Origin of the sequence: Virgibacillus doumboii (assembly GCF_902806455.1) — a bacterium.
GTDB classification, from domain to species: domain Bacteria; phylum Bacillota; class Bacilli; order Bacillales; family Amphibacillaceae; genus Lentibacillus; species Lentibacillus doumboii.
On record NZ_CADCWQ010000001.1, the window covers coordinates 73,783 to 99,112 of the forward strand.

Here is a 25,330-nt window from a genome sequence, read left to right on the forward strand (position 1 = left end):
TTTTGTTACTGAGCAGCTTTTTATATGGTAAATGGTCCAGGGTTCCTGTCCCCACGGACCACTCCTCCGGGCCACTCTATTGCCCTTGCCACAAATGAATAAGATCCTGATTTTGCCCTCTGGCAAAGACGTCGGAACGGTTTGGCCCCCAGGAAACGGCAGCTGGTGCTGATGTCAGGTTGCCGTCGAGATTCCTCCATCCTGACCATTGTGAGCCATTCCATTCTCTCAGATAAAGCTGATTGCCTGTGCCTCTGACAAATACTTCTAATCTATTTGGACGTCTGGAAGCGACAGCTGGAGCACTTGTTAATGTTCCGCCAAGGCTTTCCCAGTTACTCCAATTATTGCCATTCCACCATTTATGGTAAAGGGCATTGTCGGTTCCGCGTGCAAAGACATCGATCCGGTTTGGATTCCAGGAGACAGCTGCTGGTTCCGAGGTCAAGTTACCACCGAGATCTTCCCAGTCCTCCCAGCGTGATCCGTTCCATGTTTTTATATAAAGCCGATTACCGGTTCCTCGAACAAATACATCAAGCTGGTTTGATCTGCGGGAAGAAACAGCCGGGCCGCTTGTGAGCGTGCCGCCAAGGTTCTCCCAATCACTCCAACTGCTTCCATTCCACCATTTATGGTATAGAGCGTTATCTGTACCACGTGCGAATACATCAATTCGGTTTGGCCCCCAGGAAACGGCTGCAGGTGCTGACGTTAAGTTACCGCCAAGGTTTTGCCAGTTACTCCAATTGCTGCCGTTCCACCATTTATGGTAAAGCGCATTGTCCGTACCCCGTGCAAAGACATCGAGGCGGTTATTTTGCCAGGAGGAAACAGCTGGTGCCGATGTTAAGGTGCCGCCCAGGCTTTCCCAGCCGGACCATCCCTCGCCAGGCTGATCCTGATCACCGTTAAGGAGGCCCAGTACAATTTCAATTACACGCGTCAACACGCGGTCCATGAGGTTTCCTGATATACCAAATTGAGAAAAGAAGATCGAAAACCATGGGACTTGACGTTTAAATTGCTGGTAAATTTGTGGAGCTGACTGGTTTGTATTTGCCTGATTAAGCGTGTAATTTACCACATAGTAAAAAACATACTCGGTAATTTGTCTGTTCATTCCTGCCTGTTCCAGCTGAGAATACAGGTTGCTATGCTGGGAGCGAAGCCGTTGCAAAACCTCCTGTGTACTTATTTGCTGGCGAACGTTCGGGTTTGAGTCGGGCATACTGGCTGGTGCCCAATAAAAAGTTGGTGTTTTATTCATATTGTATACTCCTCCGCTTTTTCATTAGCATATGTTCTAAAAAGATAATTGGGAATGAATATAAAGAAAAGGAAGAAGATACATAATGACGTACCAGGCAACATGCTTTTAAAAATAAAGCACTGACGCACACCATCTTTTCAATAATTGAAAACTATCGTATAATAGTAATGTATTTTAGTATGTAAAAAACTTTGATAAACTATAATTTAGGATAAAAATAATCCAGAAAAGATGTTCAAACAGATAGCGCTCTGACAATGCTGGGGCGTCCGCATTCTTTCTGTAAATTTTAGGTGATAGGGATGGAAAAAATGAATAACAGCAATACATCAACAGACGTTATTTTAATTGGTGCCGGAATTATGAGTGCAACATTGGCATCATTATTAAAAGAATTGGCACCGGATTGGGATATTACCATTTTTGAAAAGCTTGATCAGGCAGGACAGGAGAGTTCCAACGTTTGGAATAATGCGGGGACAGGCCATTCTGCACTTTGTGAGCTTAACTACACACCTGAACAGCCGGACGGTTCCATTGATATCAGCAAGGCGCTGAATATTAATGAGAAGTTTCAGGTTTCCAAGCAGTTCTGGACCCATCTGGTAGACAGTGGGCTGATAAAAGATCCGAAAGATTTTATAATGCCATTGCCCCATATGAGTTTGGTGCATGGGCAGGATAATGTTGATTTTTTGAAAAAGCGGTTTGACGCATTGACGGACAATCCGCTGTTCCAGGGGATGGAATTTTCCGATGACCCGGAAAAATTAAAAGAATGGATTCCACTTATTATGGGAGACCGGACAATCGATCACCCGATGGCAGCAACAAAAATTGATGCTGGAACGGATGTCAACTTCGGGGCGCTGACACGTAAACTGTTAGGTCACTTAGAGGAAAAAAATGTCCATGTGAAATACAATCATACGGTGGATGACATCGAACGCAGGGAAGATGGCTCCTGGGAAGTGAAAGTGCGGAATTTTGAGGACAATACCCTTGAATACCACACGTCAGGTTTTGTCTTTATCGGCGCTGGCGGGGGAGCCCTGTCATTACTGCAAAAGACGGAGATTCCTGAAAGTAAACATGTCGGCGGATTCCCGGTAAGCGGTCAGTTCCTGGTGTGCAATAATCCGGATGTTATCGAGAAGCATCACGCTAAAGTATATGGCAAAGCTGCAGTTGGTGCTCCGCCAATGTCTGTGCCGCATCTTGATACACGATTTATCGATGGCGAACAATCTCTTCTATTTGGCCCGTTTGCAGGCTTTTCACCGAAATTCCTGAAAGCTGGTTCAAATATGGATTTATTAAATTCGGTAAGACCAGATAATGCGTTCACGATGCTGGGAGCAGGGGCAAAAAATGTTCCGTTAACAAAATATCTCGTTCAACAGCTCCTGCAAACGAAAGAACAACGAATCGAGCAGTTACGAGAGTTTGTTCCGGATGCTAAAAGTGAAGATTGGGATATCGTGGTTGCCGGCCAGCGTGTACAAGTGATTAAAGATACCGAAGAAGGCGGCAAAGGAACACTTCAATTTGGAACGGAAGTTGTTACTGGAGCCAATGGATCAATTGCTGCATTACTGGGCGCTTCTCCAGGTGCTTCGACTGCGGTTTCCATCATGCTTGAGATAATGGAGAAATGTTTCCCGCAACAATTAGAAGAATGGGAACCAAAAATTAAAGAAATGATTCCATCTTACGGCAAGTCACTGAGAGACAATCCGGAGCTTGTCCATGAGATTCGTATGAATACTGCAAAGGCACTTGGCCTGGTGGAAAAAGAGGAAACGTTGGCATAACTATAAAGGAAGCATATTTGTCGTTGAGGCGCCAATTTATGCTTCCTTTTTTAGTCCAGGAAATTATAAAATTTGTGAGCTGTGAATAACTTAATTTCCTTAAAAGGTCGCGTCCGGCTCCAGCGCTAAAGCTGTAGTAACTTTTTTCACCACCGTACGATCAGTCAGTTCTTGGACATGAGGACGGGAATCAGGCTATTGCTCTGACTGTAGATGACGAAGCGGACATATTTTCCGTTAATCACCCCAAAGTCACTGTTTTAGCAGTATTCGCGGACATTTTTTCCGCTATTGACCAAAAATCGGCCTGATTTCATATGTTTTTTGCTGGATAGCGGAAAATATGTCCAGTAACAGGCTGAAATTCGCTTAAATGTTAAATATAACGGAAAATATGTCCGCCTGATTATTACCGAATCGCGGATTGTATGCTGCGTCGGCCGGTTATCCCTCACAAGCACCTGACGACTGGGATCCACTAAGCGGGCAACTCCGGCACACCCGCAGGCGCGGGGGGCAATCAGTCGCTAGCCGGGCGCATAAGCCTTTGTTTCGTTTAATCGAAGTAAACAATACCCGGATCGGCAGTATTTGCTTGTGTTGGAAAAAGTAGTCCTTCTGTATAAGGGGAGGGAACATTCTGCTTAAGATACATATATGCCGTTTGGGCAAGAAACATTTTTGCACGTTGGATGTCGCGTTGTCCATGTACGATATCATTCAGTACATTAATCGATAAAAAGTTCATTGCTTCCTTATCGCACATTGCAGTTACTTCCCCTTTCGTTCTGTCAGGATAAGCACTTCCATCAAATACAGCAATCGCATCATACAAATGAACAGGTACATGATAATCAATGGTTTGTTCCAAAAAATCCGGATGTGGCGTTGGAAAATTATGTGGAATGGATTCACGATGGACGATGGTTCGTTTCCAGGGACCATTATTGTACCAAATTAACCTGCTGTTTGTTGCTTCCTGTGGATAGCCATACTTCTGTATTATTGTTTTCGCACCCTCTAAAGGTTTACCTTCCCAGTTACTTAAAATCTGATTAACGTTGTTTTCCATAGAATACCTCCATTATTAGCCTAAGGTATCCTATGCTATCGCCTGTTTTGCTGTTCAAATTTGAATACTATCACACATCCATCATCCTGATATCGTTATACTAACTTGTTGACTTAACTGTAAAACTATAATAAAAAGCACCACCACTTCGACGCTTAAAGAAGCTGCAAAAGTTTTAGATGAACGGGACCTGACTTGCAGGTAATATGCACTTAACCATATTAAAAGGATAATAATTGGAATAATGATACCTGTTGTTGTATCTATTATGGGAACTAGAGCTAACCCAAACCAAGCCATAAATAAACAAACTCCAATAACTAAAACTCCCAAGGAAATGTTAACAATGTGTATGGTTTTTTTATTCATAGGACAACTCCCTATTCAAAAATAATTATCTTCACCATAATTACTATTTCGATTTCATGACAAAAATTCCTTCTGATTTTCAACAATCTGGTCTTAATATATGTAAATGGTGATTATCCTGGTTAGGAATACGCGTCTGAACCATTATGTTTAAATAAAGTTTAACAGTTCGATATTATTTATGTTAATAATGTCGAGTATTTATAATGCTGCTTTGCTATTATGTAGACATGGAAGGAGGTGCGGCACATTGCTAAAGGAATTTAACCTGGTGATTGACTATATTGAAGATCGTTTAATGGATGACCTGTCTCTTGAAAAAATTTCTGAATATGCTGGGGTCTCCGACTACCACTTCAGAAAGATATTTTTTTATATTTCAGGGTTGACGTTAAGTGAATATATAAAAAACAGAAGATTGTCGGAAGCAAATAAGGAATTATTGAATGGAGAAAAAGTAACGGATGTTGCTATTAAATATGGTTATCAGTCAATGGACGGCTTTACGAGAGCATTTAAAAAATGGAGTGGTTTTTTACCATCAGATGTAATAAAAAAAGGGATCAGCAAATCGTTCCCCAAACTTTCATTTGTAATAACTGTTAAAGGAGGTAATTCAATGGAGTTTAGAATTGAGGAAAAACCAGCGTTTAATTTGGTCGGTGTAAGCAAACGTGTCCCCATGCAATTTGAAGGTGTTAATAACGAGATTGTAGAGCTTGCAGAAAGTATAACAGAAGAGCAAAAAGAAGAAATGCATTCGCTTCAAAATCTGGAGCCTTATCAAATTGTTAATGCATCTTATGACGCTGACGCTAATTTCTTGAAAGAAGAAGGAGATTTAACTCACTTGATTGGTGTTTTAACGACTGAAAATCAAGTAAGCGACCGATTAGATAAAGTGTCAGTCGAAGCCTATACCTGGGCGATATTTCCAAATGAGGGCCCATTTCCATCTGCGTTACAGGAAACAATGGCAAAAACATATTCAGAATGGCTTCCTTCTTCCGACTATGAAGTAATCAATGCTCCTTCCTTTTCTTTTACTAAAATGGATGAACAGAAAAAAGATTACGCTTATAGTGAAGTTTGGATTCCTGTCCGAAAGAAATAAAAAAAGAAATGCAGTGGAAAGCTTAAGTTACGAATTAAAAAGCGATGGTTTATAAAGGGGCTGGAAAAACAAGGCATTCTTGCTTGTTTTTCCCAGCCTCCATAAATGAATATCACGATGAGTCATTTGATAAGATCAAATTGAATTGACACGATGAGATTTTCACCTTTTTTCACCGCTGTTATTTCCCCTTCCATCATGTCAACCAATCGTCTGGCGATCGACAGCCCCAATCCTGTTGACTTTCGATGACGGGGAGGGTCTGTTGTATAGAATCTGTCAAACAGATATTGGATTTCCCGTTCCTGCAATCCGGGAGCATGGTTTTGCAAATGAATCACTGCTTAGCCATTCATATTTTCTATTTGCACCTTTAGGTCGCCTTCCCCGTGCGTTAAGGCGTTGCGGATCACATTTTCGAATACACGACGCAATATATCAGCATCACTATTGATGTAAAGCGGGACTGGTTTAAAAGCCAGACCGGATAATGAAATTGTATTATCGAACGGTTGCTTGTCCGCCATCAACAGGAAGTAGTTGTGCTGTGATAAATCGGGAGGCATCGCTTGCCAGGAAGGTCATAACCGGGCCAAGGTCTTCATCCGGGTCACCGTATTTGCCACCAAGTGGGATTTCTTTACGGTTTTCCGTTTCCATTGCTTCCAGCTGTTCTGGTGTTAACTGTGACCGCGCAGCCTCATACATTGGCGTATGAATTGCCGGAAGAACAGCATTTACACGGATGCCGTGCGGTCCCCATTCAGCTGCAACACTGCGGGTCCACGACATAACTGCACCTTTTGACGCAGAATACAGTGTTGCTCCTGCTTCTTTACGCAAGCCTGAAATGGAGCCATAGTTTATAATGACACCTTTATCCTGATCACGCATTGCTTTGAATGCCTCCTGGTTAGTAATCATGGTATCGGATAGAATCATTCTGACGGTATAATAAATGTTACGGTTGCAGTAGTAACTGAGCCCGCATCAGACATTTTTACGGCAATGCTTTCAGTCCCTTTTGTTGATGTAAGCTGGTAATTTTCTTTATCTTCAAATGAAGCCGTGTATCCATTGTTGGTTGCGTATTCCTTGAAGTCTTCGTAAACGGTATCGATATCACCTGAAAATGTGAACCCGACAATATAAGACATACCTCCAGCCATTTCCATTGTCTGGACCTCTAAATAATCTCCTTCAGGAAAAGGAAAGTCAGCTGGAGTTTCTGCTGGTAAAGCGATATCCTCCTCACTCTGGCTTTCTTTGGATTTCTGTTCATCTCCACTTTCTGTCTCAGTTGCGTTATCATTTTTAGAATCCGCCTCTGCGTCAGAGTTGTCATTTCCACAGGCAGTCAGGGAAAGACCCAACAAGCAACAGAGTAATAATATAAATATAATCTTTTTCATACTCAAAGTTTCCTCCTATTTAGTTTTTTAAAGCGTAGCACTCTGATTGTATTTAGGAAATTATACTTGAGTATAAATGTTTGGTGGGCAATAATTAGATGAGAATTCAGTAGTCAAGTTTTCCTTGTCAACTGATTTACGGATATAATAATGTACCACTTGTTGCCAAATGTATTTACCAAAGGATTAACATAAAGAAAATACTAATTTACAATGATAAGGATATTAGAAGATAAGAAAGCCTAATTCCTGTCCGCACCTTTATTGGGAAATTAGACTAATTACCTTCCTTGGTTAATAAATTTTTTCAGAGGTACCTTCTTGATAAGTCCCCTTTGTTTGAATGCTGAAGGGTTCGTGACATTTTTGTTACAGTTGATTTTTTGTCAAACAACCAGGCAGATAATCCCGTACATTTTCATTCCCCTTAAAAAGTGATCGCCGGACATTTCGACTATTAATCAACGGATTCTTTCAAGTTAGAGAATGGCATCGTCTTTCTAATGCCTTTTAAAATGTGCATTTATTTGCCCTCGAACCATTTTTTCTTTGATCTTATTGTCAGAGTTTTTCTTTTTAGCTTTGTTCAATTCCTTTTTAATTTCTAAAGTAGGGGTTCCTTCTTCTGTTTTGGTTGCAATTTCCATCAAATTCTCTATATCTTCAAATGAATATTTCCGTGTGCCGCGTTTTGTTCGTGTCGGAAAAATTAGCCCTCGATCCTCATAATAACGAATTTTACGTTCACTTAACCCGGTTAACTCACATACAGTTCCTATAGAAATTACCTTTTTAAATTTATAGACATGATCTGTATTTGCCATCATTTCTCACTCCTTTTTTATTAACAAATATAATCAATACACAATGAATTATGTTAGATATTCTAACATAATTATTTATTTTATCAAAAAAGTATGTTAGATTTTATGACAAACTTGCTGAATCATTAAATAAAATCCTTTACACTGAAGTTAAATTGAATAGGAGAGAAAGGGAGATTGGATATGAGAAAACAAATCGAGGACACCGTGCTATGGATTCAGGATCAAGTCAATCACAGCGGAGCCAATGGAATTCTTGTCGGGGTGAGCGGCGGTATTGATTCAGCAGTCGTCGCATACTTGACGAAACGAGCTCTTCCTAAGCATTCCCTAGGTGTAATCATGCCGTGCAAAAATGATGTTGACGATCAAAAAGACGCAAAAAAGGTTGTGGAAGGTAGCGGCATCGATTATTTAACGATCGACTTGACCGATACACATGACACATTATTTACAAGCATCAAAAGAACATTAACAGAAAAAAATTACTGGAATGAGAAAACGGAAAAACTAGACGACGGGAATTTACGCGCCCGACTGAGGATGAGTACACTATACACAATTGCCAATCATTACGGATATCTTGTGGCCGGTACCGGTAATGCGGCGGAGTGGTATACGGGATATTTCACAAAGTACGGCGATGGCGGAGTTGACGTACTCCCGCTCATTCATTTTTTAAAAGGACAGATTTTTCACATGGCAGACATTTTAGGTATTCCCGAAGAGATCATAAAAAAAGCCCCGAGTGCCGGGTTGTGGGAAGGTCAGACGGATGAAAAGGAAATGGGAACGACATACGATCGTATCGACGATTTTTTGCAAGGAAAGAAAATTCCGGATAGAGATTCCCATCTCATTAGAAAAATGCATGAAAAAACGGGACACAAGCGAAGTTCACCTAGTATACCTTCAAAGTTTTGACGCCTTTTATAAGGTGACTTCATGACCAGTAGATAAATGTAACTACAGGAGGTGATTCCAGGTGCGAGCAAAGCTTAATCATTTAAGCAATTAATGAGTGGAGAGTAGTAATCCATCAAGTCGATGGACTGGAAAATTCCGTAATTATGGTCCATCTGGAAGATTTATTTTAATAAAGGGAGGAAAAAGAATGAGTGCCGAAATAAAGAAAAAAGATATTTATAAAATAATTGAGGATGAAAATGTTCGATTTATTCGATTGCAATTTACGGATATGCTGGGAACGATTAAAAATGTTGAAATTCCATTTAGTCAGTTGGAGAAAGCGTTGGATAATAAAATAATGTTTGACGGTTCTTCGATTGAGGGATTTGTTCGTATCGAAGAATCTGATATGTACCTCTATCCTGATTTGGATACATTTTCTGTTTTCCCATGGACATCGGAAAAAGGTAAGGTGGCCCGCTTTATATGTGATATTTACAATCCGGATGGAACCCCGTTTGAAGGCTGCCCGCGCTATAATTTAAAGAGGAATCTAAAATATATGGAAGATTTAGGATTTACAACGTTTAATATCGGAACCGAACCTGAGTTTTTCCTGTTTAAACTGGACGAAAAAGGGGACCCATTGCTGGAGTTGAATGACAGGGGCGGTTATTTTGATCTTGCACCCACTGATTTAGGCGAAAATTGCAGACGTGATATCGTCCTTGAACTGGAAGACATGGGCTTTGAGATTGAAGCTTCTCACCACGAAGTCGCCCCCGGACAGCACGAGATCGATTTTAAGTATTCTGATGCCCTTAAACACGCTGACGATATTCAAACGTTCAAGTTAGTCGTTAAGACGATTGCCAGAAAACATAACTTACATGCCACCTTCATGCCAAAACCATTATTTGGTGTCAATGGGTCCGGTATGCATGTGAACATGTCCCTGTTTAAAGACGATAAAAATATGTTCTATGATGAGAAGGAGGATATGCAGCTTAGCGGATTAATGAAGCAATTTACAGCAGGCATTATTAAGCATGCAACCAGTTTTACAGCCGTGACAAACCCGACGGTCAATTCCTATAAACGATTAGTTCCCGGCTATGAAGCACCCTGTTATGTCGCATGGTCAGGATTGAACCGCAGTCCTTTGGTACGTGTCCCTTCCTCAAGAGGATTAAGCACACGAATCGAAGCCCGGAGTGTAGATCCTTCCGCAAATCCTTATTTGACAATGGCTGTACTATTAGCTGCTGGATTAGATGGTATTAAAAATAAACTGACACCCCCTAACCCGATTGATCAAAATATTTACGATATGGATAAATCTGAACGCATAAAAAATGGAGTCAAAGATCTTCCGGCAACATTAATGGATGCACTTGAAGAACTTGAGAAAGATGCGGTAATTAAAGGTGCGCTTGGAAATCATTTATATGAGCACTTTATGAAAGCCAAATTAATTGAATGGGATATGTTTAGAACAGCTGTTCATCCATGGGAACGCGAACAGTATTTAACATCTTTCTAATAACAGTTCATATTGTTCGGAAAACATGAGAAGTCTAATATCAATAAAACAGAGTAAAAGCAAAACCCATCCAGGTAAAAGAATGGGTTTTGCTTTATTATTCCCGAACCTTAACATCATAAGTTCTTAGCCAGTAATCAATTTGACATAAATGAGCAATTAGCTGTGGACCCGTCATCAATTGTCCATACCATGGCTCGGTAAATTCTTTTCCTTCACTTTTTACAATAGCTTCGATTCGATCCCGCCTTATAAAATTAAATAGTGGCGATTCAGGATCCGCTAGTATTTCTTTCATCCAATTCACTACCTGATGCGTATATTCGGGCTGAAAAGTTTTAGGGTAAGGGCTTTTCTTTCGATATAATACTTCTTCTGGTAATAGACCTTCCAGCGCTTTGCGCAAAATACCCTTTTCCCTTCCATGTAAATTTTTCATATTCCATGGGATATTCCACACGTATTCGACTAGTTTGTGGTCAGCAAAGGGAACTCTAACCTCAAGACTGGCTCCCATACTCATTCGATCCTTACGATCTAATAATTGTGCCATAAACCAGTGCATATTTAAATAAAACAGCTCTCTTCGTCGTGCATCTTCTTCATTTTCTCCAGCCAAACGAGGGGTCTCGCTAATAGTTTCCATATATCGATCCATTACATAGGATTTTAAATCAAGTTTATTTTGCCATTCAGGTAACAGCAAATCAATTCTGGAATCTAATGATTTCATCCAAGGGAAAATCTCTCGCTGTTTACCAGAGATGTCATGGAACCACGGGTAACCCCCGAAAATTTCATCAGCACATTCTCCTGACAAACTTACTGTTGTATGTTCTTTGATTCTACGACAAAACCATAATAACGAAGAATCAATATCTGCCATCCCGGGTTGATCTCGCAGCTCTACCGATTCTTTTAATAAATCCGCTAGCTGAAATCCAGTTATCACTTCATTATGTTGATTAGTTGACAAATGATTAACAACTTTTTCAATCCAAAGCTGATCACTTGCGGGCTGAAATTTACTTGCCTTAAAGTATTGATCGTTTCCATCATAATCAATTGAGAAAGTTGATAATGTGCCTCTTTTATTCACTTCAAAATTGTTTGCTGCAATTGCAGTGATTGCGCTTGAATCCAAACCGCCTGATAAGAATGTAGATACTGGAACATCCGCAACTAATTGCCGTTGAACCGCATCAACAAATAAACGTCTGACGTTTTCGGCTGTTTCATCTATCGTGTCCGTATGTTTACGACTTTCCACATTCCAATAACGCCAAATGTTTAATCCCGCTTTTGAAAAGGTTAATGCATGGCCTGGCCTGAGTTCCTTAAACCCTTTGAATATGCCATGCCCTGGGGTGCGTGATGGACCTAAACCAAAGATTTCGGCTAATCCCGAATAATCGACTTCTGAGTGAACATCATTATGTGCTAAAATCGCTTTTAATTCTGATCCAAATATGAAACGTCCATGAGACTCCAGAAAAAATAATGGTTTAACACCAAGCCGATCACGTGCCATAAATAGCTGTTGTTCAGCCGAATCCCATACGCCAAATGCATAGATACCATTTAAATACTGGACACATGCTTCTCTCCATTCAATGTAGGCTGTCAGTAAAACTTCCGTATCAGATGACGTAGTAAATTCATATCCCTTGCTTTTTAGTACCTGCCTTAATTCTTGTGTATTATATAATTCGCCATTGTAAACAAGTGTGTACGTCACATTGTTATGTTCCTTGCTCATAGGTTGTTTTCCGCCGTCAGGATCGATAACTGCCAGTCTTTTGTGACCAAAAGCAGCGTGTTGACTTAACCACACTTGCGAATCGTCTGGGCCTCTTGAAGTCAATGTTTCTGCCATTTTTCTTAAAGTTGTTTTCTCCGCCCTAACATCGTTTTGCCATTGAATAATGCCAGTGATTCCACACAAGGCATCTCATCCTCTCCGCTGTATACTATTCCCCTGCGGCTATTATATGCAAGTAAAAGGATGGCCGTAACCAAATAGAAAACGGTAAACGCTTCCCGGCCCATATTTAAGGCAAAGGACACCAGCCAGGGCCGTAATCAACTACTGAACAAGTGAAATAAGAAAGCTGTCAATTTAAGATCCCGTCAACAAACCCCATCACACGATCCTGATATTCCTTAGTAACATTATCAAATGCTTTTGTATGTCCTGCATCAGACACAATCCATAATTCTTTTTCCCCGCCGGCTACATCGTATATTTCGTGAGCCATTTCAGTTGGTACCAACTCATCCTCTTCCCCGTGGATGATGAATAAAGGAAGTGTGTTTTTCTTAACTTGAGCAATCGAAGAACCTTTTCCCAGGAAATAACCCGCACGAATTTTCGTGATAACGCTTGTTACATCAAGCAGCGGGAATGATGGGAGACCGTAGATGTGCTGCAATTGATATGCTAATTCATCTTTTACAGTAGTGTAACCGCTGTCGGCAACGATTCCTTTGACCTCTTCCGGCAAATCTTCGCCACTTGTCATCAAAACAGTCGCAGCACCCATCGAGTTTCCATGTAAAATAATATCCTCTGAACCATATTCTTCAATCAACAAGTCAATCCAGTCGAGATAATCCAATCGGTCATGCCATCCATAGCCTATGTAATCGCCTTCACTTTTTCCATGCCCCCGTGCATCAGGTAAAAGAATATCAAATCCTTCTTCATAATACATTTTGGCAAACTTCCCCATATCATCACCTGTACTCCGGAAACCGTGTGCTAAAATAACCGCTTTGTCGTTGGCTGATTTGTGATCAATAAATTGTGCGAAAAGGTTCAGACCATCATAGGATGTTATTTCGACCTTCTCTGTCTGCTGTTTTTCATACCAATTTTTTGCTTTTTCCTGAAGAGATTGAGCTTTAGTGGTTGCTTCAGCATTTACTGTCGACGCTTCGCGGTGGAGCTCTACCTCAGTTCCCCTTTTGATTCCTTACCCGTAAAAATAATTCCCTGCAAAAATTAATCCAAAGAATAAAACAGCGATAAGACTTCCTAACGTAATGCGTAATTTCTTTTTCACGCAAATTTTCCCCCTTTGCTTCTATGGCACACTTTTTCGAAAGCGAATACATTTTTCTATAATTAGTATCGCATGAATAGATCAATTTTCCCAGATAATTTTCCATCGTATTGAGATATACCTTCTCACTATTATAATCGAACCGAAACCCAAAAAAGTGGCATGGAAATGATGCCACTTTTTCAGAACTTTATTCGATTATAGGTATAAAAGGGGTATGCCGGGCATTTATCTTACTCCCTGATCCTGAAACTATTAATTAGTTGGGCGATTTGCTTGGGTGGTTGATCCATGTTGTTTGCCAGCCAATGTTTGATGACATAGATACTTCCGCTGATGACAAAGGTACTGGTGTATTCGGATATGGCCGGATCTGCTTCATTGTTGTTATGCATCCAGTTTTTAATAAGAAATGTCCTGGCAACGTCCATGACGCGCCGTTCAAATGAATGGTCGGCATTTTCGTTGAGGAGTGTCTGGCAAATGTCATATTTGGATGCAACATATTCGAGAAGTTTTTCGGTCATTTGCAATGATTCTTCTTCCTGCTCGAAATTATATTGGTTTAAATAAGTGTTTAAATCTGCAATAAGTTCTTCTTCTATTTGCCCCAGCAAATCAAATGGATCGCTGTAGTGCGTGTAGAAGGTGGAACGGTTAATATCGGCCTGTTCACAGATTTCTTTTACTGTAATGGCTGAAACCTGTTTTGTTTTTAGTAAGTTGATTAAACTATCCTTTAAGACCATTCGGGTATATTTCTTGCGGCGGTCGAGTTTTTTATTCATCAAATCGTCACACCTTCTTTTTGGGATTTGTCAACACATTGTCTCCATATGTTGGCTTTTGTACGCAAGTTAGAAAACTGTTTGTTGTAAATCCAACATAGTGTCTATTATAATATTATAGTGTTCTATTGGATGAATCAAGAGAGGATGTACACCGTTTGATATGACAACACAAATTTTAAAACATAAAAAATCGATTGTTATCACATTTGTGGTGCTTTCAATCATCAGTGCGGTGGTGCAGTTTGGCGTTCCGGTCAATCATGATATGGTCGACTATTTGCCGGATGACACACCATCCATTGAAGCGACGGATACTATGAATGAAGAATTTGACGGGGCTACCCCGAACTCACGGGTCATGATGAAGGACATCTCCATTCAGGAGGCGTTGGCATTCAAGGAAGAACTTGAAGCCGTTGATGGTGTTTCTGAAGTGATGTGGCTCGATGATGTTATTGATCTCAAAAAACCAATTGAAATGGCGGATACGGATACCGTTGAGTCGTATTATCAGGATGGTGATGCGCTGTTTTCCTTCCATATTGAAGAAGGGAAAGAAGTGGAAACGACGGATGCGGTCTATGAGCTGATCGGTGATGATAATGCCATGTCAGGGGAAGCCCTGAATACGGCGATATCGCAAAAAAAGACCGGTACCGAAACGTTGAATGCAGCGTTGATTCTCGTTCCAATAATTATTTTGATTCTTCTGCTGTCAACGCGTTCATGGATTGAACCGGTTTTCTTCCTGACAGCAATTGGTGTATCAATCGTGATTAACATGGGGACGAACGTTTTTATTGGCGAAGTTTCCTTCATTACGCAGGCGGTAGCACCTATTTTGCAGTTGGCCGTGTCGCTCGATTATGCGATATTCCTGCTCCATAGCTTTGACGAATATCGGCATGAGATAGCGGATCCGACAGAAGCGATGAAAAAAGCGATGAAGCGGTCGTTTCCTGCCGTTGCAGCGAGTGCGTCGACCACATTCTTCGGGTTCATGGCCCTGACGTTTATGGAATTTGGTCTTGGTGCTGACTTGGGTCTGAACCTGGTCAAAGGGATTGCGCTCAGTTTTATCAGTGTCATGATTTTTCTACCGGCACTCACGTTGATGTTTTATAAATGGATTGATAAAACACAACATAAACCATTTGTACCGAGCACTTATAATGTCGGGAAATATCTTTTGAAATTACGTATTCCTGTTTTGCTGATCGTGATGGTCCTGATTGTACCGGCTTTTCTGGCACAGTCTCAGACTAATTTCCTTTATGGAACCGGGGAAAGTCCGGAACATACACGGGCCGGCAGTGATGCAGCGGAAATCGAGGAATCTTTTGGCAAGTTTACACCAATGGTTCTGCTTGTTCCAAAGGGAGACATTGCTCGGGAAGAAGAACTTGTGCATGAACTCGATAACTTCGAATCTGTAAAAAGCACCGTCTCTTATGTGAATACAGTTGGGGCGGGAATACCGCCGGAGTATCTCGATGAATCGCAGACAGAAAAGTTCTTTTCAGAGAATTACAGCCGGATTACGTTAAATACGACAACGGAAACGGAGGGCGAGAAGGCATTTGATCTAGTGGAGGATGTAAGGTCAATCGCAAAGGAGTATTACGGTGATGATTATCAGCTCCTCGGGGAAAGTGTCACCTTGTATGATATGAAGGATATCGTGCAACGGGATAATACGCTGGTCAATCTGTTAACTGTGATCACGATTGCGATTGTCCTGCTCTTCACGTTCCGGTCGATTTCCATCCCGGTCGTATTGCTGTTGACGATTCAGTCCGCCGTCTGGATCAATTTAGCGGTGCCGTACTTCACCAATTCTTCCCTGGTTTATGTGGGGTATCTGATTGTCAGTACGGTTCAGCTTGCGGCAACGGTTGATTACGGGATTCTTTTAACGGAAGCTTATACACAAAATCGAAAAGAATTGCGTGCCATGGATGCGATTAAGAAAACCATTAATGAGAAGATTTTCTCGATTGGCGTGTCTGCATCAATCCTTTCGAGTGTTGGATTTATCCTGTGGGCAACGTCATCAGACCCAATCGTATCATCCATCGGGCTGCTGCTCGGACGCGGTGCGTTACTGGCGTTTATAATGGTGGTTCTATTTCTGCCGGCATTGCTTCTTGTATTTGACCGGATCATTGAAAAGACAACATGGAAACCAAACTTTTTTAAAGGGGAGTGATGATGTGCGGATAAAGAAATTGGCAATTGTTATGATGAGTGCAGTGTTGGTGTTTGGTTCGCTTCCATTAAATGCTTTGGCTGAAGACAATAACGGTGATGAAACGGAAGCAGGCAAGTATTCTGCGAAAGATGAAGCGATATACGGTAATTTGGATGCGAGTGGTGCACTTGAGAATATGTATGTGGTGAACACCTTCCACGTGACCGATCCAGGTAAAATCATTGATCACGGAAATTACTCCGATGTACGCAACCTGAGTAACTTAAAGGATATACAGAAGGATGGGAATACCATCCGATTTCAGGCGGAAAAAGGTGAATTTTATTACCAGGGAGACATGAACAATCAGCCACTCCCTTGGAATATAGATATAACTTACATGCTGGATGGCAAAAAAATAGCACCTGAGGAATTAGCCGGGAAAAGCGGTGCCCTGGAACTGCAGATTGCCACATCCGCTAATGAGGATGTCGATCCAGCTTTTTTCAAAAATTATATGCTGCAAATTTCGCTGACAATGGATCCGGCGACATTTAACGATATCCAGGCGCCAGATGCCATAAAAGCCAGTGCCGGAAAGGATACACAAGTGACATTTACTGTGATGCCGGAAAAAGAGGAAACGTTCATTGTGTCCGCCAGTGTGACGGATATTGAGATGAACCCGATTAACATTACGGCAACACCTGCTTCCATGCCGATTGAAGATCCGAATCTGGGTGGAATGAAGGGTGAAATGCAGTCATTGTCCGATGCTATTCATGAGATCAATCAAGGTGTCGGCGACTTGAGCAGCGGCATTTCCGAGCTTAATGAAGGAGCGGCCGATCTGAACAATGGTTCGAGCGACTACCTGAATGGCATCAAAGAGCTTGATCAATCTTCCGGCAAACTCGTTAATGGATCTGCAGATATCCGAGATGCATTGAACAAGATGAGTGAATCAATGCAAGGGAACTCCGGCAGTATGGATCTTAGCGGGCTTAAGAAATTGCCTGATGGATTACGTGGTATGGCTGAGGGGTTGCGGAAGTCGGCTGATGGATTGGATACCCTGAGCAAAAATTATGGTGCTGCATATACAGAATTGAGTAAAGCTATGAACGGGATTCCGGATTACAATATTACTGACGAGCAAATAAAGGCACTACGTGAAAGTGATGCTAATCAAAAAGTTGTAAAACAGCTGGTCGACACTTATCAGGCTGCTCGTAATGCCAAAGGAATATATCAGTCCATGGAAATCCAAAAAGCACTTGGATCTGTAACAGGCACATTGGATCAAATTTCCGGCAACTTAGGGAAAATGGCTGATAATGCCGAAACAATGGCTGCAGAAGTTGAAAAAGGTCTGGCGGGGATGGATCAGATGGATGCCATAAAAGACCTGCAAAAAGGGCTATCCTCTCTGGCTTCCGAGTACAAAACATTCCATAGCGGCCTGGTTGATTATACGGATGGTGTCGGTAAATTGGCTTCATCGTATCAGGAGCTTGATTCTGGTATTCAGGAACTGTCTGATGGCGTTTCATCCCTTGACAGCGGCGCAAGTGAGCTGAAAAACGGCACACAGGAATTGCAGGAAGAAACCAGTGATTTGCCTGGCCAAATGCAATCTGAGGTCGATGAAATGATGGATGAATATGATACCTCTGACTTTGAACCGAAATCGTTTGTGTCAGATAAAAATAGTAAAGTCGGTGTCGTTCAATTTGTTTTGAAGACAGAACCGATTGAAGTGGAAGAAACCGAAACAACACAAGAAGAAACAGATGAAGAAAAGGAAAAAGGATTTTGGGGACGATTGTTGGATCTGTTCCGTTAATAAAATATTAGTGCAGAAAACCAGCCTGATTGATCGGATTCAGGCTGGTTTTTACATATTTAAGAAGGGGATCCGAGTTATTTAATCCTGTCAGCCCAGGTTTTTACTTTTTCTTGAAGCTGCTTCTTATGCTCCCGGAACTGTCTGAAGCGATGTCCGTTTGCCCCGGAAGGATGCGGGAAACCGGTTAAATAGGTATGATTAGGGAGCTTGTTTTCCTCAACCAACCTGAGAATTGATTGTTCAACTGATTTACCAAGCGGAATTACCAGCGCTGGGGATATTATTTGTGCTAATTCTTCCGGGAACTCTTTAAAGGCATAATGCTGCAAGGATGGAGAACGGTCGATAGGCGGCTGATGTCCCGTATAGTTTTTCCCTTTTAAGAATACCGGGTATTTAATGATCGATGTTGTATGAAGGAGGTTCCTGTCTTTTCCGAACGAAGCGGATGAATTTTTAATACCGAGTATGTCTGGGATGCCGCATTGGTCAATCATGTCGACGAGATTTTTCCGCATTGAACCGGCGAATCCGGCAGCTTCTTTTGTTTCTTTCAGACATGTTTCCAGCGATTTACCTGACGAATGGCTTTCTACAAATTGTTCAAAGGCAGTTTTCATTTGATTCCATCCCGGAGTAATGCCGACAATCACAATCTTCGCGTCCCTGTTGATATATTCGTTATGAGGTGCATAGTACATGGTTATATCGTTTTCTTTGTCCATCAAAAATGACGGTGTTAATAAATCTTGTTTGGTGAGTGGCCGGTCAGTTCCTAATGATTGAATGGCCGGCAGAAATCGTTTAAGTGTTGTATGTAACATATCCAGGTGCTCCTTAGGATAAATAGAATTTTATTTTTTAATATATCACTAATAGAAAGTATGTGTTATTATATCAAACTAAGAAAGAAGGTGTTTGGATGCTTATAAAACCAAAGAAATTGAGGCCTGGAGACAAAGTGGCAACAATCAGTCCGTCATGGGGCGGTGCCGGGGAGCAGGAGTTAAGATGGCGCTATGAACAAGGCGTGGAACGGCTGCGTGATATGTTCGGGCTTGAAGTAGTTGCTATGCCGAACAGTTTAAAGGGTGCGGATTATCTTTATGAACATCCGGAAGCACGCGCGGAAGATTTAATGGAGGCGTTCCGTGATGAGAACATCAAGGGCATTATCGCAAACATAGGAGGAAGCGAAAGTATTCGTCTGCTTCCATACATTGATTTTGATGTGATCAGGAAGAATCCGAAAATCTTTATGGGCTATTCGGATGTGACCATTCCGCATTTATTCTGTCACAAAGCAGGCCTGTCATCGTTTTATGGGCCGGCGATTATGACTGATTTTGCTGAAAATGTGGCAATGGACCCGTATACAGTTGATCTGATAAAGCGGACGTTATTTTCCAGCGAGGTAATTGGTGAAATCGAACCTGCTAAGAAATGGACGAGTGAGCGGCTGGAATGGGATATCGTCAACAAAAATACAAGGCGCAAGATGCAGCCGAATCAGGGTTATGAAGTCCTGCAAGGTTCCGGAGTGATACAGGGACGATTGATTGGCGGCTGTATGGAGGTGTTGGAGTTTGCGAAAGGGACAGTTCTCTGGCCGGACAAAAAATATTGGGAGGACAGCATTCTCTTTTTTGAAACTTCAGAAGAGAAGCCTTCGCCAGACTCCGTCACATGCTGGCTGCGTAATTATGCAGCCCAGGGTATTCTGCACAAAACGAATGGTATTATTTTTGGCAAGCCCCAGGATGAAATGTATTACGATGCGTATAAAGAGGCTATTCAGACGGTCATGAGGGAATATAAGCTCGAAGACTTGCCGATTATGTACAATCTGAACTTTGGCCATACCGAACCGAAGATGATTTTGCCGTACGGGGCTATGGCAGAAGTGGATTGTGGGAATGGCACGTTTGCGATTTTGGAAAGTGGTGCGGAATAAAGAATTGAAACTAAAAAACACCTTTTCATCCCTGCTTGGAAGGAGGAGAGGTGTTTTTTAATAACTCAATTTTCGCACCAATAGTATAGGCTCAAACAGTTAAATTTGTTAATCTCGAAACGTTTTTGAGTTGTTGCCTTGACAACCTCAGTAAACATAAAAGCTTTTTGTACGCAAAAGATATAATCAGCGGAACATTTTGAGTGAAAATATCCCTCCTGAGCTGTTATATATGCGAGGCTGGTGTAAAGGACAAAAGAGTGCGAAAACATTGATGAAAAGTGGTTCATCGGGGTTATGAAGGACAAAAGGAAGTGAATACATCGATGAAAAGTGGTTCATAAGGGTTATGAAGGACAAAAGGAAGTGAATACATCGATGAAAAGTGGTTCATCGGGGTTATGAAGGACAAAAGGAAGTGAATACATCGATGAAAAGTGGTTCATAAGGATTATGAAGGACAAAAGGAGGTGAAAACATCAATGAAATGTCCTTCATTAGGGAAACGAAAGGAAAAAACGGAAACCTCACTAAAATATTTTACCGTTAATTCAAAGTCAACCTTAGTAGTGTATCTTTGACCTCCCTAATTCCTACAAGGCGTATGTGTTCATTTTTACGCTGTGAAAGTTGAGTTAAAAAGTACTGGACGGGTCTCTGAGCTTAAGTCGGAATGTGAGCGAACAAACTGTGACAGCTTCAGCGAAATTCCTGTGAACTTCAGCGGGAACTGTGACAACTTCAGCCAAACACACGATTTCAACTGAATTACATAGAAACCACCCGTGGCAACTCCGGCGAAAAGCTAAGTTCACCGGATTCCGCAGCCCTACCTACTGGCAGAAACGTATCGAAGTTGCTATTAACCAGCCAAATAACACAGCTCCTACGAAAACAGCCGTCCCTTTTTGGTCAGTCCCTGCCACTTCCTAAATAGTGTTCTGTATTTTGACAGCTTCTTAAAATCATCCGGCGTGTCAATCGGGTCACGAATGCCGTTCACAAGCAAGGTGATGTTGAAGTGCTGCCCTGGTTCGTCCATAAAATAGGTGCCAATTTTAAACAAATCTGCTTTCGAAAAAAGATCATGCAGTCGCAAGTTAATTTGACGATAGGCTTCCATATCAACATCTCGTGCATAACCGATATTCAGCATAAGCTGCCTGCCGTCCGCGAAATCATCAGGCAGGTAAGGTGTTGAGATGAGATCTTTTAAAGGCTCATCAAAAGTTTCGCCTTCAACGGTATGTAAAAATAGGGGTCCCTTATTTTTGTTGATGAATGCCTCGATATCCTGGAAGTCAATATTCATGTCACCGGTTCTTTCAATCAGCTGTTTCATCGTATGAATCGTGTGCTCTTCAATCGCATGGAACGTCTGATTTGCTTCCCGGATTGTCGTATATTTATCAATTGATTCCATTAACGCATCACTGTGAAAGTATATGACAGCATCACAAAGTTCCTTCATCCTGAAATACTGGGATGAAGCGGTCTGGAATCTTTTTTTGCCTTCAAAACGAAATGGAAAGCGGAAGATCCCAATCAGCAAAGCCTTTTTCTCTTTCAATGCATCCAATTGATTAATCAGGTCATCCGTTTCATTGGCGTTGCCACCGCTAAACTGATAGAAACACAGGTTATCCGGTTCCAGGTTTTCTGTTATGGACTGGTCCGTTGCAAAAGCTTCATAATCCGTTTGATAAATTTTTACAAGTGTATCCATATCCTCTCTCCTATACAACACTTTTCACCCATTCTACAGCAAGTATCATAAAAAGCCTGTCAGATGATGTCATGAAAAACAACTAGTTTTGTAGAATGAGCCGGAAATATGAGGTTCCTTAACACTCATATGTGAGCTACCCGGCCTGTAATGTAAAGAATTAGTTAAGTTATAGTAAATTCGCTTATTTCCATAATCATACTTTTGTATCATAGATGGTAGATTGAAACGGGTAAAACTGAGGAGGAAGTAGTGAAATTGCTGCCAAAATTACACAGTATACGGTTCAAACGTCCCGGGAATATTCATTTAACTATTCGCGCAAGGTTGATTGTTAGTTTTGCTATCGTTCTTTTGTTATTAGTTACGATGAGTACTGTTATCTACAGTAAAATGAATGCTATTTCTCAAAATGATAAAGAAATTAACCAATTGTCCCTTCCTATACTTATTGAAGTGACAAAGATGAATAATGGTATGCTGCAAATTAACAGGTATGCGAATGAGATGGTTAATTCGACCATGTCAGTGACAATCAGCAAGCTGGAAGGCAATATAAATGATACGATTGAGAGTGTAGAAACAAGCCAAAGTGAACTCGAACCATTGATAGAACAGTTAAATAACGGGAATGCAGCACAGCATTACGCTGAGTTTATGAAGCAATGGGAAGGTTATAAAGAGCTGATTGCCAATATGATTGAGAATGCTGCCAGTGGCAATCAATTTGCTGCACAAAACGAATTATTTAAAGGTAAAGCCTACTTTGACCGATCCAATGATGCACTGTTATCCATCATTGATACTGCCAGAGTAAAAATAAGTGAGGGTGTAAATGATTCGGTCAGGTTAAGTCAGGAAGGTATCTCCTGGATTTTAATGATTGCAGTCATTTCGATTATTTTTACGGTTGGTCTGATTTATGTAACCCTTGTCGTGATTACGAGGCCCATATCACAAATTTCCCGTCAGGTGGATAAAGTTACGACAGATGATCTCACTGTTGAGCCTTTAGAAGTAAAAACGAATGATGAACTTGGAAAGCTAACATCTAATTTTAATAAAATGACGGAAACGTTGAGACAAGTCATCAAAGACGTTAAGCAGAATGTGTATCATGTGACACATACATCTGAACAATTATCATTGAATGCGGAAGGAACAAAAGCAGGGGTCAATGAGGTTGCTACATCGATTGAACAGGTATCATCTGAGACAAATGAACAGATGGAAGGAATCAGTGAAACAGACCTTCAAATTAAAGAAATCTCCAGTGATGTTCAGGAAGTCAAAGCTAACTTTAAAATTGTTACATCTTTATCAGAAACGGCAAATCAGAACGCACAAGCCGGTAAAGAAGATATGGACAAAATTGTGGAAAAAATAAATGATATTGAAATTAAAGTAAAAGATTCGGTAGAAAAAATAAATAATTTAGTACAAAAAACCAGTGAAGTAGATAAAATAGTTGCTATGATTAATGATGTTTCCAGTCAGACAAACCTCCTGGCATTAAACGCGGCAATTGAAGCTGCAAGAGCGGGGGAGGCAGGAAAAGGTTTTGCAGTGGTAGCCGACGAGGTAAAAAAATTAGCTGTCCAATCAACGGAAGCAACAGATGAAATCAGCTTGATTCTTGGAGAAATTCAAAACGATACACAAAATACAAAAGTGTCCATGGAACAGACAAATGACATTACAGAAGAAGGCAGAGAAATCATTACGAATGCAGGTAATAGTTTTGAAAAAATTGTTGATTCAACTTCCTCTGCAGCTGCTGAAGTAAAGCACGTGTTATTACATATCGGCCGAGTTACGGAAAGAACAAGAAGTATTTTAGACACAATCCGGCAAATAGAAACTGCTGCCAGACAAAATTCATCTAATGCTGAAACGGTGGCTGGGATATCAGAAGAAGCAAACGCTGCAATGGAAGAAATTTCTGATGCATTGTTGAAACTTGCTGAGATGAGCAACAACTTAAATGCAAAGGTAAAAAAATTCACTGTAGAATAGCGTGGGTATGGAATGTAAGCATGATTAAAAAAGCTGCGAAATATCGTGCAGCTTTTTTATTGCTTTTGGGCCAGTCGGTTTAAACAGTACCTGTTTTTATTACAAATATTTTTCCATCCGTATATCAGCCCACATTCTGCCCTGCCAATACGTAAAATCATCAATATGACCGATATCCTTGTATCCCAGCTTTTGATAGAGTCTGTAAGCCTGGTTGTTAAATTCAAAAACTCCCAATTCAATACGTTTAATCCCCTGTTTTTTAATCTCTTGCTCCAAAAAATTCATTGCCTTCATACCAATCCCTTGGCCGCGTCCAACGGGTTCACCGATTGTAATGCCAATCCAGGCGGTTCCAGGTACTTTTTTATAAAGATGACCTGGATCGACCATATAATTCATTTCACCTGCTAACAGGTCATTCAAATATATCAGATAGATATTTTGGTGCTTCATACGTTTTCTCAAGTTATCCAAGGTCACGTTATCCCGGCGATTCAGTTCTTTTTCGTTTTGATTAGGACGGGTTAATGGAATTAATTCCGAGTCGTTTTCCCATCTGTTGAAGGCTTCCAGAATGCTTGGGTTTGGTTCGGTTAATTTTCTGAAATGAGTATCCATATAAATCTCCTCTTGTTCGGTTTTCTAATCTTTGAAAAGGTATTTGCGTCAATTATACTATTAAAAAACAGAAACAGCTTGACCCTATTCTGATTCATAATTTCAAAAGAATAATCATACCTTATCAATCATGATATAATAGTAGAAATATAGAGATTCGGGGTGAAACGATGGAACTGGATAAAATTAACAGTAAACTGAAAAATCATTCGCCATTCGTCCTGGGCCATCAGGAATTTTCAAAATTTGCCGTCCTCTTGCCGCTTGTCCTAAAAGATAATGAAATCCATATTCTGTTTGAGGTTCGTTCCCATAAAATGCGGCGACAGCCTGGGGAGATTTGTTTTCCCGGGGGACGGATGGATAAAGAGGATAAAACGGAACAGGATACGGCTGTCAGAGAGACGACAGAAGAATTGGGAATCATCAGGGACCAGATTAAAGATGTATTTCCGCTGGATTATCTGGTTTCCCCGTATGGGATGATTGTTTATCCGTATACGGGTCTGATTACTGAGTCTGAATCTATAAAGCCAAATCCTTCTGAAGTTGATGAGGTGTTTCAGGTTCCGCTGTCTTTTTTTATAGAAAATCCACCAAAGATACATCACATATACTCCAAAATAGAACCGGAAGAAGGTTTCCCATATGAATTGATTCCCGGCGGTGAAAATTATAATTGGCGACCGGGTAAGATTGATGAATTATTTTATATTTATGAGGATAAAGCCATTTGGGGACTCACTGCTAAAATTTTAACGCATTTTATGGAAGTAATACGTTAAAA

The 25,330-nt window shown here is 40.9% G+C and carries 22 protein-coding genes; 9 read left to right on the forward strand and 13 right to left on the reverse strand.

Features of this window, described 5'->3' with window-relative positions; translation table 11 throughout:
- Positions 1 to 76: 76 nt before the first annotated feature.
- A complete protein-coding gene (locus G6R02_RS00330) occupies positions 77 to 1,270 on the reverse strand; it encodes a PLL family lectin (protein WP_205520014.1) in 1,194 nt (397 codons plus the stop codon).
- A 314-nt stretch (positions 1,271 to 1,584) separates the two neighbouring features.
- On the opposite strand from G6R02_RS00330, the gene G6R02_RS00335 reads away from it, so the two are divergent.
- A complete protein-coding gene (locus G6R02_RS00335; RefSeq protein ID WP_164667259.1) occupies positions 1,585 to 3,087 on the forward strand; it encodes a malate:quinone oxidoreductase in 1,503 nt (500 codons plus the stop codon).
- 556 nt (positions 3,088 to 3,643) lie between these two features.
- Here the strand turns inward: G6R02_RS00335 and G6R02_RS00340 are convergent.
- Positions 3,644 to 4,159 (reverse strand): hypothetical protein, encoded by a 516-nt coding sequence (locus G6R02_RS00340; RefSeq protein ID WP_164667260.1) that lies wholly within the window; start codon positions 4,157 to 4,159, stop codon positions 3,644 to 3,646.
- A gap of 81 nt (positions 4,160 to 4,240) precedes the next feature.
- Positions 4,241 to 4,528, reverse strand: coding sequence for a hypothetical protein (locus tag G6R02_RS00345; protein ID WP_164667261.1), 288 nt, complete (start codon positions 4,526 to 4,528; stop codon positions 4,241 to 4,243).
- Positions 4,529 to 4,778: 250 nt separating this feature from the next.
- On the opposite strand from G6R02_RS00345, the gene G6R02_RS00350 reads away from it, so the two are divergent.
- The gene (locus G6R02_RS00350; protein WP_164667262.1) at positions 4,779 to 5,642 is read left to right on the forward strand and encodes an AraC family transcriptional regulator; all 864 of its coding nucleotides are present in this window, start codon (positions 4,779 to 4,781) and stop codon (positions 5,640 to 5,642) included.
- Between the two features lie 122 nt (positions 5,643 to 5,764).
- Here the strand turns inward: G6R02_RS00350 and G6R02_RS00355 are convergent, their stop codons facing one another.
- From G6R02_RS00355 to G6R02_RS00370, 4 genes are all read right to left on the reverse strand, one after another.
- Positions 5,765 to 5,983, reverse strand: a complete 219-nt coding sequence (locus G6R02_RS00355; protein ID WP_164667263.1) for an ATP-binding protein — start codon at positions 5,981 to 5,983, stop codon at positions 5,765 to 5,767.
- A gap of 160 nt (positions 5,984 to 6,143) precedes the next feature.
- A complete protein-coding gene (locus tag G6R02_RS00360; protein WP_164667264.1) occupies positions 6,144 to 6,584 on the reverse strand; it encodes an SDR family oxidoreductase in 441 nt (146 codons plus the stop codon).
- A complete protein-coding gene (locus tag G6R02_RS00365) occupies positions 6,581 to 7,054 on the reverse strand; it encodes a hypothetical protein (RefSeq protein WP_164667265.1) in 474 nt (157 codons plus the stop codon). Before G6R02_RS00365 ends, G6R02_RS00360 begins: the two co-directional genes overlap by 4 nt.
- 500 nt (positions 7,055 to 7,554) lie before the next feature.
- Positions 7,555 to 7,878 carry a MerR family transcriptional regulator gene (locus G6R02_RS00370; RefSeq protein WP_164667266.1) on the reverse strand — a complete coding sequence of 108 codons (324 nt, stop codon included), beginning with the start codon at positions 7,876 to 7,878 and terminating at the stop codon, positions 7,555 to 7,557.
- A 183-nt stretch (positions 7,879 to 8,061) separates the two neighbouring features.
- Between G6R02_RS00370 and nadE the strand changes: the two genes are divergently transcribed.
- Together nadE and glnA are read left to right on the forward strand one after the other, a co-directional pair.
- Complete coding sequence (nadE, locus tag G6R02_RS00375) at positions 8,062 to 8,802, forward strand: NAD(+) synthase (protein WP_164667267.1); 741 nt, start codon at positions 8,062 to 8,064, stop codon at positions 8,800 to 8,802.
- A gap of 190 nt (positions 8,803 to 8,992) precedes the next feature.
- On the forward strand, positions 8,993 to 10,330 hold the full coding sequence (glnA, locus tag G6R02_RS00380; RefSeq protein WP_164667268.1) for a type I glutamate--ammonia ligase: 1,338 nt from the start codon (positions 8,993 to 8,995) through the stop codon (positions 10,328 to 10,330).
- 97 nt (positions 10,331 to 10,427) lie between these two features.
- On the opposite strand, the gene asnB is transcribed toward glnA, so the two are convergent.
- From asnB to G6R02_RS00395, 3 genes are all read right to left on the reverse strand, one after another.
- On the reverse strand, positions 10,428 to 12,275 hold the full coding sequence (gene asnB / locus G6R02_RS00385; protein ID WP_164667269.1) for an asparagine synthase (glutamine-hydrolyzing): 1,848 nt from the start codon (positions 12,273 to 12,275) through the stop codon (positions 10,428 to 10,430).
- A 169-nt stretch (positions 12,276 to 12,444) separates the two neighbouring features.
- Positions 12,445 to 13,302, reverse strand: coding sequence for an alpha/beta hydrolase (locus tag G6R02_RS00390; RefSeq protein WP_343032925.1), 858 nt, complete (start codon positions 13,300 to 13,302; stop codon positions 12,445 to 12,447).
- Between the two features lie 326 nt (positions 13,303 to 13,628).
- Positions 13,629 to 14,183 carry a TetR/AcrR family transcriptional regulator gene (locus tag G6R02_RS00395; protein ID WP_164667270.1) on the reverse strand — a complete coding sequence of 185 codons (555 nt, stop codon included), beginning with the start codon at positions 14,181 to 14,183 and terminating at the stop codon, positions 13,629 to 13,631.
- A gap of 163 nt (positions 14,184 to 14,346) precedes the next feature.
- On the opposite strand from G6R02_RS00395, the gene G6R02_RS00400 reads away from it, so the two are divergent.
- Together G6R02_RS00400 and G6R02_RS00405 are read left to right on the forward strand one after the other, a co-directional pair.
- Positions 14,347 to 16,395, forward strand: coding sequence for an efflux RND transporter permease subunit (locus tag G6R02_RS00400; protein WP_164667271.1), 2,049 nt, complete (start codon positions 14,347 to 14,349; stop codon positions 16,393 to 16,395).
- A 4-nt stretch (positions 16,396 to 16,399) separates the two neighbouring features.
- Entirely contained in the window at positions 16,400 to 18,223 is a 1,824-nt protein-coding gene (locus G6R02_RS00405; protein WP_164667272.1) for a coiled-coil domain-containing protein, read from the forward strand.
- A 77-nt stretch (positions 18,224 to 18,300) separates the two neighbouring features.
- Here G6R02_RS00405 and G6R02_RS00410 read toward each other — a convergent pair whose 3' ends face one another.
- Entirely contained in the window at positions 18,301 to 19,050 is a 750-nt protein-coding gene (locus G6R02_RS00410) for a uracil-DNA glycosylase family protein (RefSeq protein WP_164667273.1), read from the reverse strand.
- 98 nt (positions 19,051 to 19,148) lie between these two features.
- Between G6R02_RS00410 and G6R02_RS00415 the strand changes: the two genes are divergently transcribed.
- Positions 19,149 to 20,180 carry a S66 family peptidase gene (locus G6R02_RS00415; RefSeq protein WP_164667274.1) on the forward strand — a complete coding sequence of 344 codons (1,032 nt, stop codon included), beginning with the start codon at positions 19,149 to 19,151 and terminating at the stop codon, positions 20,178 to 20,180.
- Positions 20,181 to 21,066: 886 nt separating this feature from the next.
- Here G6R02_RS00415 and G6R02_RS00420 read toward each other — a convergent pair.
- A complete protein-coding gene (locus G6R02_RS00420) occupies positions 21,067 to 21,906 on the reverse strand; it encodes an FtsZ/tubulin family protein (RefSeq protein WP_164667275.1) in 840 nt (279 codons plus the stop codon).
- A 258-nt stretch (positions 21,907 to 22,164) separates the two neighbouring features.
- Here G6R02_RS00420 and G6R02_RS00425 point away from each other — a divergent pair, with 258 nt between their 5' ends.
- Positions 22,165 to 23,922, forward strand: coding sequence for a methyl-accepting chemotaxis protein (locus G6R02_RS00425; protein WP_164667276.1), 1,758 nt, complete (start codon positions 22,165 to 22,167; stop codon positions 23,920 to 23,922).
- 99 nt (positions 23,923 to 24,021) lie between these two features.
- Here G6R02_RS00425 and G6R02_RS00430 read toward each other — a convergent pair whose 3' ends face one another.
- Positions 24,022 to 24,543 carry a GNAT family N-acetyltransferase gene (locus G6R02_RS00430; protein ID WP_164667277.1) on the reverse strand — a complete coding sequence of 174 codons (522 nt, stop codon included), beginning with the start codon at positions 24,541 to 24,543 and terminating at the stop codon, positions 24,022 to 24,024.
- A 170-nt stretch (positions 24,544 to 24,713) separates the two neighbouring features.
- Here G6R02_RS00430 and G6R02_RS00435 point away from each other — a divergent pair, with 170 nt between their 5' ends.
- Positions 24,714 to 25,328, forward strand: a complete 615-nt coding sequence (locus tag G6R02_RS00435; protein ID WP_164667278.1) for an NUDIX hydrolase — start codon at positions 24,714 to 24,716, stop codon at positions 25,326 to 25,328.
- The last annotated feature ends 2 nt before the right edge of the window (positions 25,329 to 25,330 follow it).

What these genes read in the sequence shown, in the direction of transcription:
- G6R02_RS00330 (WP_205520014.1), bottom strand. Translation starts at nt 1,270, where the DNA reads ATGAATAAAACACCAACTTTTTATTGGGCACCAGCCAGTATGCCCGAC.
- G6R02_RS00335 (WP_164667259.1), top strand. Translation starts at nt 1,585, where the DNA reads ATGAATAACAGCAATACATCAACAGACGTTATTTTAATTGGTGCCGGA.
- G6R02_RS00340 (WP_164667260.1), bottom strand. Translation starts at nt 4,159, where the DNA reads ATGGAAAACAACGTTAATCAGATTTTAAGTAACTGGGAAGGTAAACCT.
- G6R02_RS00345 (WP_164667261.1), bottom strand. Translation starts at nt 4,528, where the DNA reads ATGAATAAAAAAACCATACACATTGTTAACATTTCCTTGGGAGTTTTA.
- G6R02_RS00360 (WP_164667264.1), bottom strand. Translation starts at nt 6,584, where the DNA reads ATGATTCTATCCGATACCATGATTACTAACCAGGAGGCATTCAAAGCA.
- G6R02_RS00365 (WP_164667265.1), bottom strand. Translation starts at nt 7,054, where the DNA reads ATGAAAAAGATTATATTTATATTATTACTCTGTTGCTTGTTGGGTCTT.
- G6R02_RS00370 (WP_164667266.1), bottom strand. Translation starts at nt 7,878, where the DNA reads ATGGCAAATACAGATCATGTCTATAAATTTAAAAAGGTAATTTCTATA.
- nadE (WP_164667267.1), top strand. Translation starts at nt 8,062, where the DNA reads ATGAGAAAACAAATCGAGGACACCGTGCTATGGATTCAGGATCAAGTC.
- glnA (WP_164667268.1), top strand. Translation starts at nt 8,993, where the DNA reads ATGAGTGCCGAAATAAAGAAAAAAGATATTTATAAAATAATTGAGGAT.
- G6R02_RS00395 (WP_164667270.1), bottom strand. Translation starts at nt 14,183, where the DNA reads ATGAATAAAAAACTCGACCGCCGCAAGAAATATACCCGAATGGTCTTA.
- G6R02_RS00400 (WP_164667271.1), top strand. Translation starts at nt 14,347, where the DNA reads ATGACAACACAAATTTTAAAACATAAAAAATCGATTGTTATCACATTT.
- G6R02_RS00410 (WP_164667273.1), bottom strand. Translation starts at nt 19,050, where the DNA reads ATGTTACATACAACACTTAAACGATTTCTGCCGGCCATTCAATCATTA.
- G6R02_RS00415 (WP_164667274.1), top strand. Translation starts at nt 19,149, where the DNA reads ATGCTTATAAAACCAAAGAAATTGAGGCCTGGAGACAAAGTGGCAACA.
- G6R02_RS00420 (WP_164667275.1), bottom strand. Translation starts at nt 21,906, where the DNA reads ATGGATACACTTGTAAAAATTTATCAAACGGATTATGAAGCTTTTGCA.
- G6R02_RS00430 (WP_164667277.1), bottom strand. Translation starts at nt 24,543, where the DNA reads ATGGATACTCATTTCAGAAAATTAACCGAACCAAACCCAAGCATTCTG.
- G6R02_RS00435 (WP_164667278.1), top strand. Translation starts at nt 24,714, where the DNA reads ATGGAACTGGATAAAATTAACAGTAAACTGAAAAATCATTCGCCATTC.